Source organism: Acidovorax sp. JHL-3, from assembly GCF_000526295.1.
Lineage (GTDB): Bacteria > Pseudomonadota > Gammaproteobacteria > Burkholderiales > Burkholderiaceae_C > Acidovorax > Acidovorax defluvii.
In genome coordinates, this window is record NZ_JAFU01000004.1 from 26,635 (window position 1) to 48,331 (window position 21,697).

Consider the following 21,697-nt stretch of genomic DNA (forward strand, 5'->3'; position numbering starts at 1 on the left):
ACCCAGAAATGAATTGGGGCTTGTGCACCAAAGCACAAGCCCCTGATGGCTGGCTGGCGCGAGATCATCCGCAAGGGATGGACTCGGCCGCCCGGTCTCAGCCTTGGGCCATCAGTTCGTCAAACGAGACGGCCTTGTCGATCACCTTGGCCTGGCCCAGCACGAAATCGGTCACGTTGTTTTCGATGACAACGGCTTCGACTTCGGCCAGACGCTGGCGGTCACCGAAGTACCAGCGCACCACGTCTTCAGGCTTCTCATAGCTGGCAGCCAGCTCGTCGATGTGGGCCTTGAGTTGCTCGGGCTTGGCGAACAGCTCATTGGCGCGAACCAGTTCCGCCACCACCAGGCCCAGGCGCACGCGGCGCTCAGCCTGGGGACGGAACACGTCTTCCGGAATCTCGGCCTTGTCGGCGTCCTTGATGCCGCGCTGCTTGAGTTCGGCACGGGCACCTTCGAGCAGGCGGGCGATTTCAGCCTGCACGCTGGCGTTGGGCAGGTCGAGCTCAGCCTTGGCAACCAGGGCGTCCATCACAGCTGCCTTGTTGCGGGCCAGCAGGCGGAACTTGACTTCACGCTCCAAGTTCTTCTTGATGTCGGCGCGCAGGCCTTCCACCGAGCCGTCAGCAATGCCCAGTGACTTGGCCAGGGCATCGTTCACTTCGGGCAGATGGGCGGCTTCGATCTTCTTGACGGTGACCAAGAAGTCGGCCGTTTTGCCGGCAACATCCTTGCCGTGGTAGTCGGCTGGGAAAGCCAGGGGGAACGTCTTGCTTTCGCCCGACTTCATGCCGCGCACTGCGTCTTCGAATTCCTTGAGCATCTGGCCTTCGCCAACCAGGAACTGGAAGTCTTCAGCCTTGCCGCCTTCAAAAGGCTCGCCGTCGATCTTGCCTTCGAAATCCACCGTCACACGATCACCGTCCTGTGCGGCTGCGTCCAGGGCGCGCTGGGCAAAGCTGCGACGCTGCTTGCGCAGAATATCAATGGTTTTGTCGATGGCAGCATCGGTCACTTCGGCCGAGAGCTTTTCCACTTCCACGCCCGCCAGATCAGCGATCTTGACTTCAGGGAACACTTCAAAGATGGCGTCAAAGGTGACCTGGCCTTCTGGGGCGCCTTCCTTCTCGGTGATGCGTGGCTGACCCGCCACGCGCAGCTTGGCTTCGTTGGCGGCCACGGCAAAGGCCTCACCCACCTTGTCGTTCAGCACTTCGTACTGCACAGAGTAGCCATAACGCTGGGTGACAACATTCATGGGCACCTTGCCAGGACGGAAACCGTCCATCTTCACGGTGCGGGCCATGCGCTTCAGACGCGAGTCAACTTCGGTCTGGATGGTGGTCAGGGGCAGGCTCAGCGTGATCTTGCGCTCGAGCTTTTCAAGGGTTTCAACAGTAACGGACATCGCTATTCCTCGTATGGATGTGGATCGTGCTGGCTGCAGCGCAGCGGCGCCGTGTTCCGCAAAGTCTCACAGGGGTGGTGCGCGGGGGGGGACTCGAACCCCCACACCATTGCTGGCGTCAGGACCTAAACCTGGTGCGTCTACCAATTTCGCCACCCGCGCGGTTCTACAAACAAACAGGCGGCAAACTGAGCTGCCGCCTGTGTGAAATCGGTCAACCTTCTATTTTACCCTGATGTGGGAAGCAGTTTGAATACATGCGTTCATGCCACCTCGGGAACCGGGCGGCGCACACGAAACCAGGCGGCATACATGGCCGGCAGGGCCAGCAATGTCAGCACCGTGGCCACCACGAGTCCGCCCATGATGGCAACGGCCATGGGCCCCCAGAACACGCTGCGCGACAGCGGAATCATGGCCAGCACCGCCGCCGCTGCCGTGAGCACGATGGGCCGCAGCCGCCGCACCGCCGACTCCACAATGGCATCCCACGCGGGCACGCCCCGGGCGCGGTCCTGCTCGATCTGATCAATCAGGATGACTGAATTGCGCTGGATCATCCCCATGAGCGCGATCACGCCCAGCAACGCGACAAAGCCAAACGGCCGGCCCAGCAACAGCAAGGCCCCCGCTACACCCGCCAGGCCCAGCGGCCCGGTCAGAAACACCAGCATCGCGCGACTGAAGCTGTGCAGTTGCAGCATGAGCAGCGTGAAGGTGATGAACAGCATGATCGGAATGCCCGCTGCAATCGACGCCGAGCCCTTGGAGCTTTCTTCCACGGCCCCCGCCACTTCAATGCGATACCCCCCCTGCCCCGCAGAGCGCCATTGGGCCTCGATCGCCTTGAGTGCCGGAAGCAGCGCCGCCGTCACCGTGGCGCCTTGCAGACCTTCGGTCACGTCGCCCTGCACGGTGATGGCGTAGTCGCGGTTTTCGCGCCACATCACACCGGGCTCCCAGGTGAACACCGGCTTGGCGATCTGCGTGAGCGGGATCGACTTGCCCGAGGCCGTGGGCAGATAGGCGTTGGCAATGTCGGTGATGGCATTGCGCTCATCGAGCGGCTGGCGCAACACGATGTCGATGAGCTTGTCGCCCTCGCGGAACTGGCCGACCTGCGTGCCCGACAAAATGGTCTTGGACGCCTGCGCAATCGACTGGCTGGTAACCCCCAGCGCGCGTGCCTTGGCCTGGTCCACTTCCAGGCGCAGCACCTTCACCGATTCGTTCCAGTTGTCGTTCACGCCACGCATGTCGGGGCTCTGGCGCAGAACGGCCTTGACCTCGTCGGCGCGCTCGCGCAGCACCAGCGGGTCCGGCCCCACCACGCGAAACTGCACGGGATACGGCACCGGTGGCCCGTTGGGCAGCAGCTTGATACGGCCACGCACTTCCGGAAACTCCTGCGCCAGCAGTGCCGGCAACTTGTTGCGCAGCGATTCGCGGATTTTCAGGTCTTGCGGCACCACGATGAACTGCGACACATTGGTCTGCGGAAACACCTGGTCGAGCGGGAGATAAAACCGCGGAACCCCCGAGCCCACCCAGGTGCTGACCGTACTCACGCCAGGCTCGGAAAGCAGACGCTGCTCCACCCGCTTGGTGACCTCTTCGTTGCCAACGAACGAGGTGCCCTCGGGAAACCAGATGTCCACCATGATTTCGGGGCGGCTTGAATCCGGAAAGAACTGCTGCTGCACCTTGCCCATGCCCACAATGCCCAGCGCAAAAGTGAGCACCGTGGCGCCGATGGTCAGCCAGCGGTGCTCCACACACCAGTGCACCAGCCGGCGAAAGGCCGTGTAAAAAGGGCTGTCAAACACTTCGTGCGGATCGTCCGTGATGCCTTGGCTGGCTTGCGCCGCCAGTACATGCGGCGGCACCTTCAGCAGCAGCGTGCCCAGATACGGCACAAAGTACACCGACACGATCCAGCTCAGCACCAGCGCAATCACCGTCACGGCAAAGATGGCAAAGGTGTATTCGCCGGTCACCGACTTGGCGATCCCGATGGGCAGAAAACCGGCGGCGGTGATGAGCGTGCCGGTCAGCATGGGCATGGCCGTGAGCTCATAGGCAAAGGTGGCAGCACGCACCTTGTCATAGCCCTCTTCGAGCTTGAGCACCATCATCTCGACCGCGATGATGGCGTCGTCCACCAGCAACCCCAGCGCAATGATCAGCGAACCCAGCGAGATCTTGTGCAGGCCGATATTCCAGTACCACATGGCCAAAAAGGTCACGGCCAGCACCATCGGAATGGTGATGCCCACCACCAGCCCCGGGCGCGGGTCGATGTACCAGCGCTTCCACAGCGGGTGATTGCCCGGGCGCTTGTGCAGCCCCAGGCTGATGAAACTCACCGCCAGCACAATCACCACCGCCTCGATCAGCACCTTCACAAACTCGTTCACCGAGGTTGCCACGGACTTGGGCTGGTCCTGCACATTCACCAGTTTCACCCCTGCCGGCAGCGTGCCATTGATGCGTTCCGCCCCTACATGCAAGGCCTTGCCCAGCGCAATGATGTCGCCCCCCTTGGCCATGGAGACGCCCAGCGCAATCACCTCGCGCCCCTGGTGGCGCACCTTCACCGTGGCGGGGTCCACATAACCGCGCTTCACATCGGCAATGTCCGACAAACGCAGCTGCGCACCTGATGGCCCCCGAATCGGCATGGCGCGCAGGTCTTCAATGGCGGTGAACTGCCCGCCCACACGCACCAGCACCTGGTCGTGCGGCGTCTCAAAGGCGCCAGCGCCCTCGACCGCATTTTGTTGCCCCAGTTGCGCCAGCACCTGGTTCATGTCCAAACCCAGCTGCGCCAGGCGTTTTTGCGAGACTTCAATGAACAGCTTTTCGTCCTGCGCGCCAAACAGCTCGACCTTGGCCACATCGGGCACGCGCAGCAATTGCTGGCGCGCATCGTCAGCAAACTGTTTGAGTTCAGCGTAGCTGAAGCCCTCAGACTCCAGCGCATAGATCACGCCATACACGTCGCCAAAGTCGTCATTGAAGAACGGCCCCTGGATGCCCCCGGGCAGCGTGTAGCGCATGTCGCCCACCTTCTTGCGCACGCTGTACCAGACGTTGGCTACCTCGCTGGCCTTGGACGAATCCTTGATCTGAAAAATGATCTGCGACTCGCCGGGCTTGGAATAGCTGCGGATCTTGTCGGTGTAAGGCACCTCTTGCAGCGTGCGCTCGATCTTGTCGGTCACCTGCTCGGCCACCTGCTGCGCCGTGGCGCCCGGCCAGTAGGTGCGCACCACCATGGCCCGAAAGGTAAAGGGCGGGTCTTCGTCCTGCCCCAGCTGAAAATAGGCCGCAAAGCCCAGCAGCATCAACACCACCATGAGGTAGCGGGTGAGCGCGGGGTGGTCGAGTGCCCACTTGGAGAGGTTGAACCCCTCTTTGGGTTGTCGTTGGGTCATGTCCGGCCTTACTTTGCGGAAGAGGCCGCAGCCGCTGCAGATGCGGCAGGTGCTGCCGAAATAGCTACTGAATTGGTAGCTGTCTGCGCTTTAGGCACGGGCGCTACAGCCGTTTTCGGCTGATAAACCATGACTTTTTGCCCCGGCGACAGCACATGCACGCCAGTGGCCACCACCTGCATGCCGGGCGTCAGGCCGGACGCCACCACGGCATCGTTGCCATCGGCCGTGGCGATCTGCACGACCTGCGAATTCACCGTGCTGGTGGCCGGGTCATACACCCACACCGCCGTAGCCTGTCCCTCCTGGCGCAGCGCGCTGGTGGGCAGCTTGATGGCCGCAACGCCCGCGTGACTCAATGCCTTGGGCGTGACATACACCGTGGAGCCCAACGCGGGCATCTCGGCACCTTCCAGCGCCACCTTGACCTGGTAGGTACGCGTGGCGGCATCGGCACTGGCCGCCACCTCGCGCACGCGGCCCGCCAGTGGCGCACCGCCCGACCAGCCGCGCACCGTCACGTCCTGGCCGGGCTGGATTTGCCCGACCTTGTCTTCAGGCACGGCAAACACCACATCCCGCGCGCCATCCTGCGCAATGCGCACCACGGGCGTGCCCGCTGCCACCACCTGGCCCGGCTCGGCTTCAATGCCCGTGACCACGCCCGCCACATCGGCCACCAGCGTGGTGTAGGTCGTCTGGTTGCCCTGCGAGGAGAGCTGTGCACGCGCTTGGTCCAGCGTGGCCTGCGCAGCCTTGAGGGTGGCCGAGCGCCGCTCCAGCTCGGCGCCACTGATGAAATTCTCGTCTTTCAGTGCCTGAAAGCGCTTGAAGTCGGCAGCGGCCAGATCACGCTGCGTGGTAGCCGAGGCCAGCTGCGCACGCGCTGCATCTGCCGCCAGCTGGTAGTCCCGGGGGTCCAACTGCGCCAGCACCTGCCCGGCCTTCACCCGCTGGCCCAGCTCGGCCTGGCGCTGCACGATCTTGCCAGCCACCCGAAAACCCAGGCGCGATTCGACGCGCGCGCGCACCTCGCCAGAATATTCGAGGCTGGACCGCATTGACCCGACCCCCACCGTCAGCAGCTTGACCGAACGCACGGGCTCTTCGGGGGGCGCTGAGCGGGAACACGCCGCCAGCAAGGCCGCAGAAGCGACAAGAAACAGATACCGCAGCGAAGGCCGCCGGGCGAAGGGTGTGCGCATGGAATATCCGGGGTAGAGGCGGTGGGCTGCCCCGCGCACGAGAGCCGACGAATACCGCCGACACAGCGCGCCCCCCTTTGCGACGGGACGAGGCAACCCAACCGTGAAATTTTTTACTGACTGGCCGGTTAGTAATCTAGAGGGTCACCCTGACAATGTCAAGCGACAATGCCCGCCGTGAACCCTCGCCAGCCCCCCTCTCCTTCGACTGCCCCCCCCGCTTCTGAGCCTGGTGCTGCAACGGCGCCACAACCGCCGGTGCCCGTGCAAGCCGCACCCGTAACGCATTACGAGAACTTCCCCGTCGCCTCGCTGCTGTGCCCGCCACACCTGCGCCAGCCCATTGCAGCCATCTACGCCTTTGCCCGCACGGCCGACGACATTGCCGACGAAGGGGATGCCCCCCCCGCACAGCGCCTGTCAGAGCTCGCCGCCTACCGCGCCGAACTGGCCCGCGTGGCCGCAGGCCAGACGCCTGCAGCGCCCTGGGCCGCCGTGTTCGGCCCGCTGCAAGCCGTGCTGAACAAGCACGCGCTGCCAGTGCCTCTGCTCGACGACCTGCTCAGCGCCTTCATCCAGGACGTGAAAAAAACCCGCGACGCCCAGGGCTACGCCGACCGCGCCGAGCTGCTCGACTATTGCCGCCGCTCCGCCAACCCGGTGGGGCGGCTGCTGCTGCACCTGTATGGCGTGACCGGCACCCAGGCGCTGGAAGAAAGCGACGCCATCTGCACCGCCCTGCAACTGATCAACTTCTGGCAAGACCTGTCCGTGGACATCCCCCGCGGCCGCCACTACCTGCCCCACGCCGACTGCGCCCGCCATGGCGCGGGCGCGGCAGACCTGCAGGCGCTGCACAGCACGCCTGACAACGCGCACCTGATTGCCGACTGCGCCCGATGGGCCCGCGACAGCATGGAGCACGGCGCCCCCCTGGTGCACCGACTGCCCGGCCGCGCCGGGTGGGAGCTGCGCCTGGTGGTGCAAGGAGGCCTGCGCATTCTGGACAAGGTCGATGCCCTGCAGGGCGGCAGCCTTCACACCCGCCCGCGCCTGCATGCGTGGGACTGGGGCGTGATGCTGGCGCGCGCGCTGGTGATGTAGCGCCAACGCCCCTTCCCGCACGAGCAAAAAAAGGCCCGGCGCCGGCAGTGCCGGCGCACGGCAACCGCGGCCGGCCAGGTGCCCGGTGGATAAAGACACGAGATAAGAAAGATTCATGGGAAGCAAGGTCGTCTGACCTTGCCTGCACCAGGCGGCATATTGATGCCAAAACAGCCTCTAGCCCTTATGCAACAAGCGAAGGCAGCTATCAATATATAAGCGATTGATGGGCAGCGCGCCCTGACTTCCCCCAGGCCTCGTACCCAGGGCAGGGATAGCGAGCATGCTGCGGCATGGCCGCCCGGGTAGCCTCGCAACCATGTCCTCGTCCACCCTGTCCGTCAGCGTTTTCGACCTCTTCAAAATTGGCATCGGGCCGTCCAGCTCGCACACCGTGGGGCCCATGATTGCAGCGCGGCAGTTTGCCGTGTACCTGCGGGCCAGCGGGGTGCTGGCGGCGGTGCACTGCGTCACCGTGGAGCTGTTTGGCTCGCTCTCGGCCACCGGCGTGGGCCACGGCACCGACCGGGCCGTGCTGCTGGGCCTGGCCGGGCACGAGCCCGACCGCATCGACCCCGAACAGATCGCGCCCACCATTGCGCAGATCCGCAGCAGCGGTGCGCTGGCCCTGCTGGGCGAGCATAGCGTGCCGTTCATCGAAAAAGACCACCTGCTGTTTCGCCGCAAAAGCCTGCCGCTGCACCCCAACGGCATGTGCTTTACCGCGCTGAACGCACAGGGCCACGCCATCGCCACGCGCGAGTACTACTCGGTGGGTGGCGGCTTTGTGATTGACACGGCGGGCGAGCGCGTGCTCAACACCGCCGCCACCGCGCAGCCCGACGCCGCAGGCCACGGCCAGGGCCTGCCCCATCCATTTCGCACCGGGGCCGAACTGCTGGCGCAATGCAAAGCCACGGGCCTGACCATGGCCCAACTCATGGCCGCCAACGAGCAGCATTGGCGCAGCGCCGCCGAAGTGCGCCGCCAGCTCATGGCCATCTGGCACACCATGGCCGGCGCCGTGCAGCGCGGCTGCGCCGCCACCGGCACATTGCCCGGCCCCCTGCATGTACGCCGCCGCGCTGCCGAGCTGCACAAAAACCTCAGCAGCCACCCCGAGGCCGCGCTGCGCGACCCGCTCGCCATGCTCGACTGGGTGAATCTTTATGCCATGGCCGTCAACGAAGAAAACGCCGCCGGTGGCCGCGTGGTCACCGCGCCCACCAACGGCGCAGCGGGCGTCATTCCGGCCGTGCTGCACTATTACGTCAACTTTTTGCAGGGCGCTGGCCAGCCCAGCGAAGACGGCATTGCCAACTTTCTTCTGACCGCTGGCGCCATCGGCATCATTTACAAAGAAAACGCATCCCTGTCGGGCGCCGAGGTAGGCTGCCAGGGCGAAGTGGGCGTGGCGTGCTCCATGGCTGCGGGCGCTCTGGCCGCTGTGATGGGCGGCAGCCCTGAGCAGATCGAGAACGCCGCCGAGATCGGCATGGAGCACAACCTGGGCATGACCTGCGACCCCGTGGGTGGGCTGGTGCAAATTCCCTGCATCGAGCGCAACGCCATGGGCGCCATCAAGGCCATCAACGCCGCCCGCATGGCCCTGCGCGGCGACGGCCAGCATGTGGTCTCGCTCGACAAGGTCATCAAAACCATGATGCAGACCGGCGCCGACATGAAAGCCAAATACAAGGAAACCTCGCGCGGCGGGCTGGCGGTGAATGTGGTGGAGTGCTGAGGCAGCGATTGAGCCTGCCTTCCTGACCACTGTCCCGCCCCTACCAGCAGGGCGCGGTTGATGCAGCCCCGGCCCGATGGCAGCCCCATGCGGATGCTGGTCTCAGAAGGTTCATGGACGCCTTCGCTTTGACCCTGGCGGGGATGCGGCGTGTCGGCTGTTTCACGATGCCCGGCCTCGTCTATGCCTGACACCAGCGGGGGATATTGGGGCTTCGTAGAATCGCTCTGAAATAGAAATTTACTATGAAAATTAACACATCGATTCGTCGCAGACTCCTCTCGACCGTCATCACTACTGTGCTGGCATTTCCCAGCGCTCACGCCGCAGACGGCGTCTCTGCCCAGCAACTCCTGATTGGCCAAACCATCACGCTGCAGGGCGGCAAAAACGACTACGGCGTCGCCGTGCTCGATGGTGTCCAGGCCTACCTCGCGCAGGTCAACCGCCAGGGCGGCATCGCCGACCGCAAAATCGTCGTCAAGGTGCTGGATGACGACAACAAGCCGGCACAGGCAGAGGCCAACGCGCGCGAGCTGATTACAAAAGACAAGGTCTTCATCGTGTTCGGCTCCATTGAAGGCGGGCCGTCCAACGCGGTGATGACGGTCACCAACGAGCTCAAGGTGCCTTTTTTTGGCCCCATGGCAGGTTCCCCCACATTCCGCGCGCCGCACCAGCCGCTGGTCTTTCCCGTGCGCGCCGAGCACAAGGAGGAATTCCGCGCACTGCTTGAACACGCAAAAAACCTGGGCATGACACGCGTGGCCTTCCTTCGCTCGGATTCGGCGGTGGGGCAGGAGCACCTGGCCAACGTGCGCAAGATCATCCAGCCTCTCGGACTAGAACTGGCAGCCGACCTGCCCTTCAAATCCGACATCAACGACGCGGGCATCGACGCCGTGGTGAAACAGATCGCCAGCAGTGGCGCGCAGATGGTGTTCAACCATGGCAGCACCGGCATCTATGAAAAGATCATCCGCAAAGCGCGCGAACAGCAGCTGACCACCCAGTTCTATGGCGTCAACTCGGGTTCCACCCAGCTGGCCAGGCACCTGGGGCCGCTGGCGCAGAACATGATCTTTGCCCAGGTGATGCCCAGCCCCTGGGAGCGCAAGACCGCGATCACCCGCGCCTACCAGGAAGCCTTCAAGGCCTACAAGCCCAAGGAAGACTTTTCATACGGCAGTCTGGAAGGCTACATGACAGCCCGCGCACTGGTGGAGGCGCTGCGCCGCGCCGGCCCCAACCCGACCCGTGACAGCTTTGTCGCAGGGCTCAAGGACGCCGACCTCCAGATCGACGGCCTGAAGGTGAACTACCGCAATGGCACTCACACCGGCCTGTCGCTGGTCGACCTGGCCATCGTGACCCGCGAAGGAAAATTCCGCCACTAAGAAACGCCCAGCGGCACTCTGCCCCAAGGCCCCAAGCCTGCAGCCCGGCATGCCGCACCGAGACGAAGCCCTCACCTGGCCCGCGCAGACACCAGCACCCTGACGGCCACGACGCGGCAGCCCCGGAAGACGGCGACGACCACGACGCCAGGTTGTGCGCGAAGAGGTCACAAAAGAAGGAGCGGCGTTGACACCACGACGTCCGCTTCGATCAAACTATCAAAACAATAGCTACTCGCGCTTACCCATCAAGCGCTAGAGGCCAAAAACACCTTAAACTCCGTCACCCCGGCAAGCCCTGTGCGCCATGGGACAATCTCGCCCCATGACACCGCAGCAGTACGTTCAGCAAAAGGCCGTGGCCTCGGGCAGCAGCTTTTATTACGCCTTTCTCTTCCTTCCCGCGCCGCGCCGCGCGGCCATCACGGCGTTTTATGCGTTTTGCCGCGAGGTAGACGATGTGGTGGATGAAGTGACCGACCCCGGCGTGGCGCGCACCAAGCTGGCCTGGTGGCAGGCCGAAGTGGCCAAGGCCTTTGCGGGGCAGCCCACCCACCCGGTGATGCTGGCGCTGATGCCGCACACCGCCGACTACGGCATTGAGCAGCGCCACCTGCAGGCGGTGATAGACGGCTGCCAGATGGACCTGGAGCAAACCCGCTACCTCGACTTTGCGGGTCTGAAGGGCTATTGCCATCTGGTGGCGGGCATTGTGGGCGAGGTGGCGGCGCGCATCTTTGGCCAGACCGACCCGCGCACCACCGAATACGCCCACCGGCTGGGCCTGGCGTTTCAGCTCACCAACATCATCCGCGACGTGGGCGAGGACGCCATGCTGGGCCGCATCTATCTGCCCGTGAGCGAGCTGCAACAGTTTGACGTGAAGGCGCACGAGATCTTGAAGCGCCAGTATTCCGAGCGCTTTACCGCGTTGATGCGCTTTCAGGCCGAGCGCGCGCACCGCCTGTATGACGAGGCCTTTGCCCTGCTGCCCGATGCCGACCGCCGCGCGCAAAAGCCCGGCCTGATGATGGCCAGCATCTACCGCACGCTGCTGCGCGAGATCGAGCATGAGAACTTTCAGGTGCTCCACCAACGCATCCGACTCACGCCGCTGCGCAAGTTCTGGCTGGCGTGGAAGGTGCAGGCGCTGGGCAGAATGTGAGGACACCCACCTGTGCGGCTGCGCCGCTTCCGCCTTCTCCGTCGCTGTGCACGGGAAGCGGGACGCCACCAGTGGCCCGGCAAAGCCGGGTCCACAGTGGCCCTGGCCTGGGGCCGCGCTCCTGGTGCGCGCCCAGCTCTTTCGTTGATTTCGTGGATATCCAGGTATGAAAGTGGCCGTCATCGGGGCGGGCTGGGCGGGCATGGCTGCCGCCATTGCGCACACGCAGGCGGGCCATCAGATCACGGTGTTCGAGGCGGCGCGCACCGTGGGCGGCCGTGCGCGAGCTGTGCCGGGCACGCTGCCAGACGGCTCGCCTGTGACCCTCGACAACGGTCAGCACATCCTGATTGGTGCCTACGCGACCAGCCTGCGCCTGATGCGGCTGGTGGGGGTCGATACGGATTCTGCCCTGCTGCGCCTGCCGCTCACACTGCAGTTTCCCGACGGGCAGGGGCTGCAATTGCCCGATCTGCCGCCGCCGCTGGATGCCCTGCTGGGCATTGCCCGCGCCAAAGGCTGGCATTGGCGTGACAAGCTGGCGCTGCTGCGCACGGCCACTGGCTGGCAGCTGCGCGGCTTTCGCTGCGCACCGCAGACTTCGGTGGCCGAGCTGTGCGCCGCGCTCACACCACGCCTGATGGCCGAGTTCATTGACCCGCTGTGCGTGTCGGCCCTCAACACCCCGGCGTGCGAGGCCAGCGGCCAGGTGTTTTTGCGCGTGCTGCAAGACAGCCTGTTCAGCGGCCGGGGCGGCTCCAACCTGCTGCTGCCGCGCACTGACCTGGGCGCGCTGTTTGCCGAGGCCGCCGGCCAATGGCTGCAAGCCCAAGGCGGCACGTTGCACAGCGGCTACCGGGTGCAGCGCATAGCGCGCGGCCCCGCAGGCAGCACCGGCTGGCGGGTGGACGACGCGCCGTTTGACGCCGTGGTGCTGGCCACCACCAGCACCGAGGCGGCCCGCCTGGTTTTGACGGCACATACGGCACACTCCACGCTGCAAGGCCCCGAGGCGGTGGCCCTGCAGGCCTGGGCACGCAAGGCACAAGCATTGCGTTTCACCGCCATCGCCACCGTTTATGCCCAGACGTCTGCGCTCCCGCAGGGCACCGTGCTCAGCCAGCCCATGCTGGCGCTGCGCCCCGGCGCGGGCCAGCCCGCACAGTTTGTGTTTGACCGCATGCAGCTGGGCGGCCCGGCGGGCCTGCTGGCCTTTGTGGTCAGCGCCAGCGAGGGGGATCGCGCCACCCTGGAGCGGGAAGTGCTGCAGCAGGCGCAGGACCAGTTGGGGCTGCAAGGCCTGCGCATCGTCCAGACGGTTGTCGAAAAACGTGCCACCTTTGCCTGCACGCCCGCCTTGCAGCGCCCACCTCAGACCGTGGCCAACGGCCTGTGCGCCTGCGGCGACTACGTTGAAGGCCCTTACCCGGCCACGCTGGAAGGCGCAGTGTTGAGCGGCACCGCAGCAGCCGGTACTCCAGTGGCAGCAACAATGGCCTGACCGCAGGCACTGCCCTTCTTGCATTCACCGAGGCTTTCGTGCGCCAGGAGGCGTGACAGGCTACTGGCAGCCACTGGCCGCTTCTTGCAGCCTCTGGCAGCTCGCCATGCCATGGTTCTTGCGCTGGACGCGGCGTAGCCCGAACCAGGGTTTGGCGCAAGGGGAATCAACCGTGTGTAACCATTTGCAATCACAACGATAACATAGCGACAGATGAAGATTTTTGACCACCTGTTCCCACCAAAGCACTTGGGTTTGCGCCCCTACCGGGCGCCATCGCCCGTAGGGTTCTGGCGCATCGCGGGGGCGCTGGTGCTGGTGGCTTTGTGTGGCGGCATCTATTGGTGGCAACTGCTGGCACAACAGCGCAACCAACTCGCCTTTGCCGAAAACCAGGCCCATTTGCGCACCGTGCAGATGTCCACCACCATGGCCTCGCACGTCGGGACACTGGTGGCCGGTCTGGAATATCTGGCACGCAGCCTGGCCATGAATCGCGAGGCGGAGCCCGACCACTACTTTCCCGTCGCCGTGCGCACGGCCCTGGCCACATTTCCCAACGGCAGCCTGCGGCATATTTATGTGGCCAACGCTTCGGGTCAGGTGGTTTTTTCAAGCCTGGACCAGGACCCCAAGACCCAGGACGCCCCGATTTTCATTGCAGATCGAGAGCACTTCCAGGGGCACGCCGAGCGCACCCAGCCAGCCCTGTCTATCAGTCGGCCTTCGCTGGGGCGTTTGTCGGGCAAATGGTCGGTGCAGTTTTCGTACCCGGTGATGCGGGGCGGGCAGTTTGATGGCGTGGTGGTGCTGTCGGTTGCGCCCGAGTACCTTTCTGGCCATTTCAGCGACGTTTCCACAAGTGGCAACGACGTGACGCTGCTGTGCGCGACGATGGCGCCTATCTGGCGCGCTCTGACCGGCAGGAAGAGGTGCTGAGCCTGTCCGTGCCGCCCGATCGTGATTTTCTGCGCCACCCAGACCGCATGCAGGGCGAGTACCAGATCAAGTCACCGATAGACGGTGTCGAGCGGCTGTATGCCTGGCAACGGCTGCGCGAGTATCCCCTTGTGGTGAGCGTGGGACTGGACCACGACAAGGCGCTGGCGACCACAAAAAGCAGTATTGCGCAAAGCCGCCTCTGGAACGCAGCAGGCACGCTGCTGGCAGTGTTGGCTGCCCTGTGGATTGCATTGCTTTTTATGCACCAGCGGCGAATTCAGGCGCGCCTGGAGCAGCACCAGCAGCGCTATCAGCTGGCGCTGGAGGGCGGCAACCTGGGCACCTGGGAATGGACCACCAACACCACCCACCTCCATGTCGATGAACGCTGGCACACCCTGATGGGCTCCAGCCCGTCCGATGGGCCTCCCAGCCTGGACAGCCTGCGCGCACGCGCGCACCCGCAAGACTGGCCGGCCTGGAAAGCAGCACTTGACGCCCATGTGCGCGGAGATTCCGACGTTTTTGAGGCCGAGTCCCGCAAAAGCCACCCCGATGGAACCTGGCGCTGGATCCATGTGCGGGGGCGCATCATTGAGCGGGCACCTGCAGATCAGCCCCAGCAGATCAGCGGCACCTGCACCGATGTGACGCAGCGGTATGCCGCAGAGGCGGCACGCGAAGAACTGCAACTGAGACTGTCCAAGCTTGTGCAGCAGGTGCCTGGCACCGTCTTTCAATACCGGCTTAAACCCGATGGCAGCAGCCATTTTCCTTATTCCAGCTCCGGGATTTTGGGTATTTATGGTCTTTCACCCGAAGAGGCCGCCATGGATGCAGCGCATGTGTTTGCACGCATGCATCCCGAGGACCGGGATCGCGTCAAGGCCAGCATTGGCGATTCGGCTCGCACACTGACCACATGGCACGCCGAATGGCGGCAGATCCGGCAGGACGGGGAGGCGCGCTGGCTGGAGGGCTCCGGCAACCCTCAGCGTGAGGCCGACGGCAGCACCCTGTGGCATGGCTACATCCACGATGTGACCGACCAACATGCGGCCACTCTAGCGCTGAGCCGCAGCGAAGAACGGTTGCGCCTGACGGTAGCAGCCGTGCAGGACGGCCTATGGGAGTGGGACACCACCAGCCAGATGGTCACGCCCGATGCCCGCTGTCAAGAGATGCTGGGTTACCACAGGCAGCCCCTGCCCCTGGTGTTTTGCGCATGGCGCCGGTTGGTGCACCCCGACGACCGTGGCGCCTTGCTGGCGGTGTTGCAGCAACAAGTTGCCCTGTGCCAGCCGTTCAACCAGGAAGTGCGTTTGCGCACGGCAGATGGCCAATGGCGCTGGGTCGAAATCCGGGGCCAGGCGGCCCCTTCACCCGATGGCACCGTCTCGCTGGTCATCGGCACACAGACCGACATCAGCCAGCGCCGCGCGGACACCCTTTTGCACCACGCCGTGCTCGACAACGCGGCGGCGGCGCTGCTGGTCACCTCTGCCGACAACACGATTGAACTGGGCAACCGGCGTGCGGAAGAATATTTTTCCGTGGATGGGCTGCCGCTCAAGGGCCGCAGCATACGCATGATCTGCCGTGAAGACGCAGCCTTCAGTGACTTTTGCCAGTCGGTGGAAGAAGTCCGTCCCACCGGGACTGTGCACGTGGAACACCAGTTGCCCACCACCTCCAAGGGACTGCGCTGGTTCTCGATTCGCGGCGCCCTGCTGGACCCGGAGCAACCCGCTGGCAACCTGATCTGGACCCTGGTGGACACCACCGAGCGGCGAGAGGGCGAAGAGGCCCTCTCCACCGCACGCACGCACCTGCTGGAAATCATTCGGCATTTTCCGGCGGGCGTGCTGGTGCAGGACTCGCAAGGTGCGCCCGTGGTGGTGAACCAGGCCCTTTGCGATCTGCTCGAGGTGCCTTTGCGCGCCGCCGATGTCATGGGTTACAGCCGTGCAGAGCTGGTAATGCTGGTGCCGCCGCAAGCGCGGTCGGTTCTGCCACCCGACAGCCCTTTGCACGATGATGCGGTGGCATCCACCCACGAGGTTGCGCTGGGGGATGGGCGCACGGTGCAAATCCAGTTCATTCCCATCCTCACCCCCCACGGCGATCAACTGGGGCGGCTGTGGCTTGCCAAAGATGTGACCGAACGCCGGCGCCATGAGCAGACCCTTGAGCGCCTAGCCAGCACCGACACCCTGACAGGGCTTGCCAACCGCCGCGCCTTCATGGAGCGGCTGGAGCCAGAGTGCGCGCGCCAGGCCAGTGGCGGGCCTGGTGGCATGGTCCTCATGCTCGACCTGGACCATTTCAAGCGCGTCAACGACACCTGGGGTCACGCCACGGGCGATGTGGTGCTGGTGCACCTGGCCCGCATGCTCAAAGGCAATCTTTTGCGTTCGCACGATCTGGCGGGTCGCCTGGGCGGCGAGGAATTTGCCGTGCTGCTGCCCGGCACCACCGCCCAGGAGGCCACCGCAATTGGCGAGCGCCTGCGCCATGCCCTGGAGCAAAGCCGGATCCATGCCGGCGATGGCACCATCTTCCAGGTCACCATGAGCATTGGCGCTGCCCCTCTGCACGCCGACGCACATGCCACCCTGGCCCAGGCCGATGCCGCGCTGTACGAAGCCAAGAACACAGGGCGCAACAAGGTCGTATTGGCGCAGCCAGCAGATGCGGCCCCCGAGAAAACGCCCTGAACATGGCGTTGCGGGGTAACGGCCCTGGCAGCGTGGCATGGTTGCCGCCGACGGCATTGCGATACAACAGGGTGCGCCAGCGTCCGGCCCGATGAATACGGGCCCGTGCAGCCAGCACCACTGCAAAGGCTCCACCCCGCTTGGCCTGAACGGCCTCAATGGCATGGAAGCCTTATCGGGCCAGCCCCATGTTCATCGCCCTTGCAGCAAGCCCGCCGGGTGGCGGCGTTACTTCTCCAGCCACCACTGGATGACCACCTTGGCCAAAAACCCGAGAAACCCCACGCCCAGGCCCAAAAACAGCACGAAAGTGCCAAACCGGCCGGCCTTGGAGGCCCAGGCCAGCTGCCCGATGATGAATACCATGTACAGGATGAAGGCCCCCACCCCGTAGGTGAGGAAGAAGCTCGAAATCTGCGCTTCGGTGTATCCAAAAATCACGGGCGCCCCCCTTGGGTCGGCGTGGCGTGGACCGATTCGCGCAGCGGCAGGCTGGAGGCGTCCACCAGATCGCGGTAAGCATGCCAACTGGCATGGCCCAGCATGGGCATGACGGCAATCATGCCCAGCAACAGCGAACCCAGACCCAGCAAGGTGAACCCCAGGATCAGTGCAGCCCACAGCGCCATGGGCAAGGGATTGGCCAGCACGGCCAGCCAGCTCGTCAGGATGGCCTGGCGCAGACTGGCGCGCCGGTCCAGCAGCAAAGGCATGGCCACCACACTGGACAGGAAGATGGGCGCGGCCATCAGGCTGCCCAGTGCCAGCCACAACTCAAACAACCAGCCCTCGTCGGCCAGCACCACATGCAGCAAAAAATCTCGCGGTGTTTCGATGGGCACAGGAGCCAGCAGGGTGATCAAGGCCGCCGAGGTCACCACCCAGCCCGTGGCGGCCAGCGCCAGCAAGGCACCAAACTGCACCATGCACCAGTAGTCGTTGCCCCATTTGTGGACATGGCTGTGTTGCCAGTTGAGCCAGGTTTTGAGCACCACGGCGGTATCGGCGGGCTCGCGCTGCTCCAGTGCACGACTGAGGGCATACAGGCTGGTGGCCAGCACGGGCGCCACCACCAGAAAGCCCGAAAGCGCGCCGGCCAGCAGCCAGAACCGGTTGTAGGCCACGGCCACGATGGCGGCGCCCACCAGCGTGATAGCCAGGCCATGCGCAAAGCTGATAGAGCCTGCACGCGCCATGTCGCGCCAGCCCAGGGCCAGCCAGGCCAGTGGTTGCATCAGCCCGACAGATCGGACGACGGGCAATGGGGGCGGGGGAAAGCGCATCGTTTTATTGGGAGGAAGCGGGTGGAAAGGGTGCGGCCGGGTCATCCAGCAGACGGCACAGCTCGGTAAGGCTGGCCACGGTGGCATGGGGCGGCGTGTCGTGGGGCCAGGCTTGTTGCGCAGGGTTCAACCACACCGCCTGCATGCCGGCGGTGATGGCCGCCAGCGCATCGAGGGTGGCATCGTCGCCTACATGCAGCACCTCATGGGGCTCAACGCCCATGGCGCTGGCGGCAGCATGAAAGATGCGCGGATCGGGCTTGGCCACGCCAAACTCCTGCGCACTGATGCTGGCCTTGAAATAGTGGCCGATGCCCACGCGGTGCACATCGGCATTGCCGTTGGACACCGCTACCACGGGGTAGCGCTGCGACAGGAAGGCGAGCGCCGGGTGGGCATCCTCAAATAGCTCCACACGCTGGCGCTCCGAAAAAAACACGTCAAATGCGGGCTCGGCCAGCGCAGCATCGTCCCCGGCCTGGGTGAGGGCCAGACGGATGGACTCGCGGCGCAGGGCACTCAGGTCGTGCCGCAAGTCGGGGCGCAGGCTCACCATCTGGTTGCGGATGGCACGCAGCGCGGCGGTGTCGGAGTACATGGTCGCAGTGGCGGGAGCATGCTCGCCCAGCCACTGCAGCAAGACCCCCTCGGCACGGGTGATGGTAGGCCAAATGGGCCACAGGGTATCGTCCAGATCCAGGGTGACGGCGCGGACGCGGGTGATGTCGATGACGGAAGCAGACACAGTGGATGGATGCAGGGCGGGTGGCGGGCAGTGCCCGGAAAAGACCCGTCAGAGAATACCCCACACCGCCAACAGGAGCGGCCTGCAGGGATTTGCGACACACGCCCGCAGCGCTGCTCTGTGGCTCTTGATTCTTGATACATAACAAGTGACAGACCTGCCATCGGTGCCAGAATCCGCCGCGTGACATCACGCCCATCCCGCCCACGCAACCACCACCTGGCCATGGCGCTGGCCATGCTGGCGCTTTTTGCCCAGTTGTGGATGGTGCAGTTGAGCACGGTGCATTGGGGGCAGATGCTGTCGGAGCAGGCCCTTTTTAGCGATGTCTGCTCGGCACAGATCGCAACCCATTCGGGGCAAACGCCGGACACATCACCGGCCAACCACACCGGGGGCGGCTGGCTGAACTGCCCGGTCTGCAGCGCTGCTGCAGCCAGCTTTACGCCGCCCAGCCTGCCCACCGCAGTGGCGGCTATTCAGGAAGATGCGTTCTACCGCATCAAAATTGCGCCCAGCGTTGCCCTGACACCACGGCACGCCAACTTGCGCCCCCCTGCGCAGGCCCCTCCGGCTTACGCCTGAGCTGAACACCCCCCGTTTTTCCCCCGGCAGTGCCCGCCGCCTTTGGCTGCGGCCCTGCTGCATGGGCTCGGCGCCCATCCTTTTCCGTATTGCAGACATGAACACCCACACCCGTTCGCACGCCCTTCGCGGCCGCCCGTTTCCTGCACTGCGCCCCCTGTGCGCCCTGCTGGCTGCCCTGCCCTTTGCGGCCCTCGCACAACAAGAGACTGCACTCCAGACCATCACCATCAAGGCATCCAAGGCCGCTGTGGAACCCGTGGGCGCCAGCAACCTGGACGCCAGCACCCTTCAGTCTGGCCGCACGGCCAGCAGCGACACCGCCAACCTGCTGCGCAGCGTGCCCGGAGTGAGCCTGTTTGGCGCGGGCGGTGTCTCCAGCCTGCCCAGCGTGCATGGCTTGGCCGACGATCGGCTGCGCATCCAGGTGGACGGCATGGATCTGGTTTCGGCCTGCGGCAACCACATGAATCCGCCCCTGTCGTACATCGACCCCACGCGCGTGGGCAGCGTGCGTGTGTTCGCTGGCATTACCCCGGTCAGCGTGGGCGGTGACAGCATTGGCGCCACCATCCAGGTCGACTCGCCCGCGCCCGAATTCGCCCTCGCCGGCGAGGGCCGGCGCGTCCAGGGCCAGGCTGGCGCTTTTTATCGCAGCAATGGCGACGGCATGGGCCTCAACCTCTCGGCCACCTACGCCACCGAGCAGATGAGCCTGCGCTACGACGGCTCCACCGCCGAGGCCGACAACTACAAGCCGGCCCGCGACTTCAAGGCCGCCGGCCCTGCCGCCACCGACAAGCCAGCGCAGTGGCTGGGGGGCGACGAGGTGGGATCGTCGAGCTACAAGACCCGCAACCATTCGCTCGCGTATGCCTTTCGCAGTGATGAGCACCTTGTCGAAATGCGCCTGGGCCTGCAGGACATTCCCTACCAGAACTACCCCAACCAGCGCATGGACATGACGGGCAACGACAGCCACCAGTTCAACCTGCGCTACCAGGGCCAGTACAGCTGGGGCCAGCTCCAGGCGCGGGCCTACCACGAGAAAACCCGCCACGCCATGAACTTTGGCGAAGACAAGCAGTTCTTGTACGGCCCCGCCAACAACGTGCCCGGCATGCCCATGGACACCGAGGGCAAGACCACCGGCGTGCGGGTCAAGGGCGACATCACCCTGTCGGAACGCGACACCCTGCGCGCAGGTGCCGAGGCGCAGCAATACAGCCTGAACGACTGGTGGCTGCCCTCGGGCGGCGGCATGGCGCCCAACACCTTCTGGAACATCCGCGATGGCCAGCGCGACCGCTTTGACGTGTTTGGCGAATGGGAGTCACGCTGGAACCCGCAGTGGCTCTCGCAAGTGGGCCTGCGCAGCAGCCATGTGGGCATGAACAGCGGCGCCGTGCAGGGCTACAACGCCAACTACAACATGGAGGCCAATGCCTTCAACGCCCGTGACCGCAAGCGCAGCGACAACAACATCGACTTCACCGCCCTGGCACGCTATACGCCCAACGCCAACGTCACCTACGAGTTCGGCTTTGCGCACAAGACGCGCTCGCCCAACCTCTATGAGCGCTACACCTGGTCCACCGGCGGCATGGCCATGCGCATGATCAACATGGTGGGTGATGGCAATGGTTACGTGGGCAACCCCGACCTCAAGCCCGAAACCGCCAACACCCTGAGCGCCACCGCCGACTGGCACGACGCCACGGGTGAGCGCTGGGGCGTGAAGTTCACGCCTTACCTCACCTATGTGAACGACTACATCGACGCCCGCCGCTGCAGCGGCAGCGGCGCCATGTCGGCCTGCACCAGCGCCAACCAGACGGCCAACACGGGCTTTGTCTACCTGCAGTTTGCCAACAAGGATGCGCGCCTGCACGGCTTTGACCTTTCGGGCTTTGCCGACCTGGGCAAGAGTGCGCAGTGGGGCCAGTTCACCCTGAGCGGCATGCTCAACTTCGTCAACGGCAAGAACCGCACCACGGGCGACCACCTCTACAACATCATGCCGCTGAACGCGCGCGTGGCCCTGACCCAGCGCCTGGGCGCCTGGACAGGCACGGCCGAGGTGCTGATGGTGAACGGAAAATCGCGCCTTTCTGCCGTGCGCAACGAGCTGCCCACTGCAGGCTACGGCCTGCTGAACCTGCGCGCCAGCTACGAGTGGAAGCAGGTGCGGCTGGACTTTGGCATCGACAACCTGTTCGACCGCTTCTACAACCACCCACAGGGCGGCGCCTACCTGGGCCAGGGCCGCACCATGGCCGCCACGGCCGTGCCGTGGGGTGTGAGCGTGCCCGGCATGGGCCGCTCGGTCAGCGCAGTCGTGACCGTGAAGTTCTGATCCATTGAAGGGCCGGGGCGGCAGGGCCCGACATCTGCCGCCGCATTACTCCATCGTTCATAGCCTCCAGCACCCCGAACACGGGTGCCGGAGGCTTTTTTTGCCCTG

The 21,697-nt window shown here is 64.7% G+C and carries 15 protein-coding genes and 1 tRNA gene; 9 read left to right on the forward strand and 7 right to left on the reverse strand.

Translation table 11 applies throughout. From position 1 onward, the window contains the following. Positions 1-97 precede the first annotated feature (97 nt). The 4 genes from tig to K226_RS0115505 form a co-directional block, all read right to left on the reverse strand. The gene (tig, locus tag K226_RS0115490) at positions 98-1,408 is read right to left on the reverse strand and encodes a trigger factor (protein ID WP_024815651.1); all 1,311 of its coding nucleotides are present in this window, start codon (positions 1,406-1,408) and stop codon (positions 98-100) included. 75 nt (positions 1,409-1,483) lie between these two features. After that, a tRNA-Leu gene (locus tag K226_RS0115495) sits at positions 1,484-1,570 on the reverse strand. A 101-nt stretch (positions 1,571-1,671) separates the two neighbouring features. Then, positions 1,672-4,845, reverse strand: a complete 3,174-nt coding sequence (locus K226_RS0115500) for an efflux RND transporter permease subunit (RefSeq protein ID WP_024815652.1) — start codon at positions 4,843-4,845, stop codon at positions 1,672-1,674. A gap of 8 nt (positions 4,846-4,853) precedes the next feature. Next, entirely contained in the window at positions 4,854-6,050 is a 1,197-nt protein-coding gene (locus tag K226_RS0115505; RefSeq protein WP_035242093.1) for an efflux RND transporter periplasmic adaptor subunit, read from the reverse strand. Positions 6,051-6,218: 168 nt separating this feature from the next. Between K226_RS0115505 and hpnC the strand changes: the two genes are divergently transcribed. The 7 genes from hpnC (at position 6,219) to K226_RS0115540 (ending at position 16,620) form a co-directional block, all read left to right on the forward strand. Further along, positions 6,219-7,154 carry a squalene synthase HpnC gene (hpnC, locus tag K226_RS0115510; RefSeq protein ID WP_081739436.1) on the forward strand — a complete coding sequence of 312 codons (936 nt, stop codon included), beginning with the start codon at positions 6,219-6,221 and terminating at the stop codon, positions 7,152-7,154. 334 nt (positions 7,155-7,488) lie between these two features. Continuing rightward, entirely contained in the window at positions 7,489-8,898 is a 1,410-nt protein-coding gene (locus K226_RS0115515; protein ID WP_024815655.1) for an L-serine ammonia-lyase, read from the forward strand. A gap of 245 nt (positions 8,899-9,143) precedes the next feature. Next, the gene (locus tag K226_RS0115520) at positions 9,144-10,295 is read left to right on the forward strand and encodes an ABC transporter substrate-binding protein (RefSeq protein WP_081739437.1); all 1,152 of its coding nucleotides are present in this window, start codon (positions 9,144-9,146) and stop codon (positions 10,293-10,295) included. Positions 10,296-10,620: 325 nt separating this feature from the next. Next, the gene (gene hpnD / locus K226_RS0115525) at positions 10,621-11,460 is read left to right on the forward strand and encodes a presqualene diphosphate synthase HpnD (RefSeq protein WP_024815657.1); all 840 of its coding nucleotides are present in this window, start codon (positions 10,621-10,623) and stop codon (positions 11,458-11,460) included. 166 nt (positions 11,461-11,626) lie between these two features. After that, complete coding sequence (hpnE, locus tag K226_RS0115530) at positions 11,627-12,961, forward strand: hydroxysqualene dehydroxylase HpnE (RefSeq protein ID WP_024815658.1); 1,335 nt, start codon at positions 11,627-11,629, stop codon at positions 12,959-12,961. A 213-nt stretch (positions 12,962-13,174) separates the two neighbouring features. After that, positions 13,175-13,900 (forward strand): hypothetical protein, encoded by a 726-nt coding sequence (locus K226_RS0115535; RefSeq protein ID WP_024815659.1) that lies wholly within the window; start codon positions 13,175-13,177, stop codon positions 13,898-13,900. Then, on the forward strand, positions 13,846-16,620 hold the full coding sequence (locus K226_RS0115540; RefSeq protein ID WP_024815660.1) for a PAS domain-containing protein: 2,775 nt from the start codon (positions 13,846-13,848) through the stop codon (positions 16,618-16,620). Before K226_RS0115535 ends, K226_RS0115540 begins: the two co-directional genes overlap by 55 nt. Positions 16,621-16,848: 228 nt before the next feature. On the opposite strand, the gene K226_RS0115545 is transcribed toward K226_RS0115540, so the two are convergent. The 3 genes from K226_RS0115545 to K226_RS0115555 are packed head-to-tail and all read right to left on the reverse strand — an operon-like array spanning position 16,849 to position 18,648. Then, on the reverse strand, positions 16,849-17,061 hold the full coding sequence (locus tag K226_RS0115545; protein WP_024815661.1) for a DUF2788 domain-containing protein: 213 nt from the start codon (positions 17,059-17,061) through the stop codon (positions 16,849-16,851). Next, entirely contained in the window at positions 17,058-17,855 is a 798-nt protein-coding gene (locus K226_RS0115550) for a DUF2189 domain-containing protein (RefSeq protein ID WP_369795482.1), read from the reverse strand. The genes K226_RS0115545 and K226_RS0115550 overlap by 4 nt, the downstream gene beginning before the upstream one ends. Positions 17,856-17,907: 52 nt before the next feature. After that, positions 17,908-18,648, reverse strand: a complete 741-nt coding sequence (locus K226_RS0115555) for an HAD family hydrolase (protein WP_024815663.1) — start codon at positions 18,646-18,648, stop codon at positions 17,908-17,910. 183 nt (positions 18,649-18,831) lie between these two features. On the opposite strand from K226_RS0115555, the gene K226_RS0115560 reads away from it, so the two are divergent. Together K226_RS0115560 and K226_RS0115565 are read left to right on the forward strand one after the other, a co-directional pair. Beyond that, positions 18,832-19,233: a DUF2946 family protein gene (locus K226_RS0115560; RefSeq protein ID WP_155886565.1), complete on the forward strand. Its 402-nt coding sequence runs from the start codon at positions 18,832-18,834 to the stop codon at positions 19,231-19,233. Between the two features lie 97 nt (positions 19,234-19,330). Next, entirely contained in the window at positions 19,331-21,589 is a 2,259-nt protein-coding gene (locus tag K226_RS0115565; RefSeq protein WP_024815665.1) for a TonB-dependent receptor, read from the forward strand. Positions 21,590-21,697 lie beyond the last annotated feature (108 nt).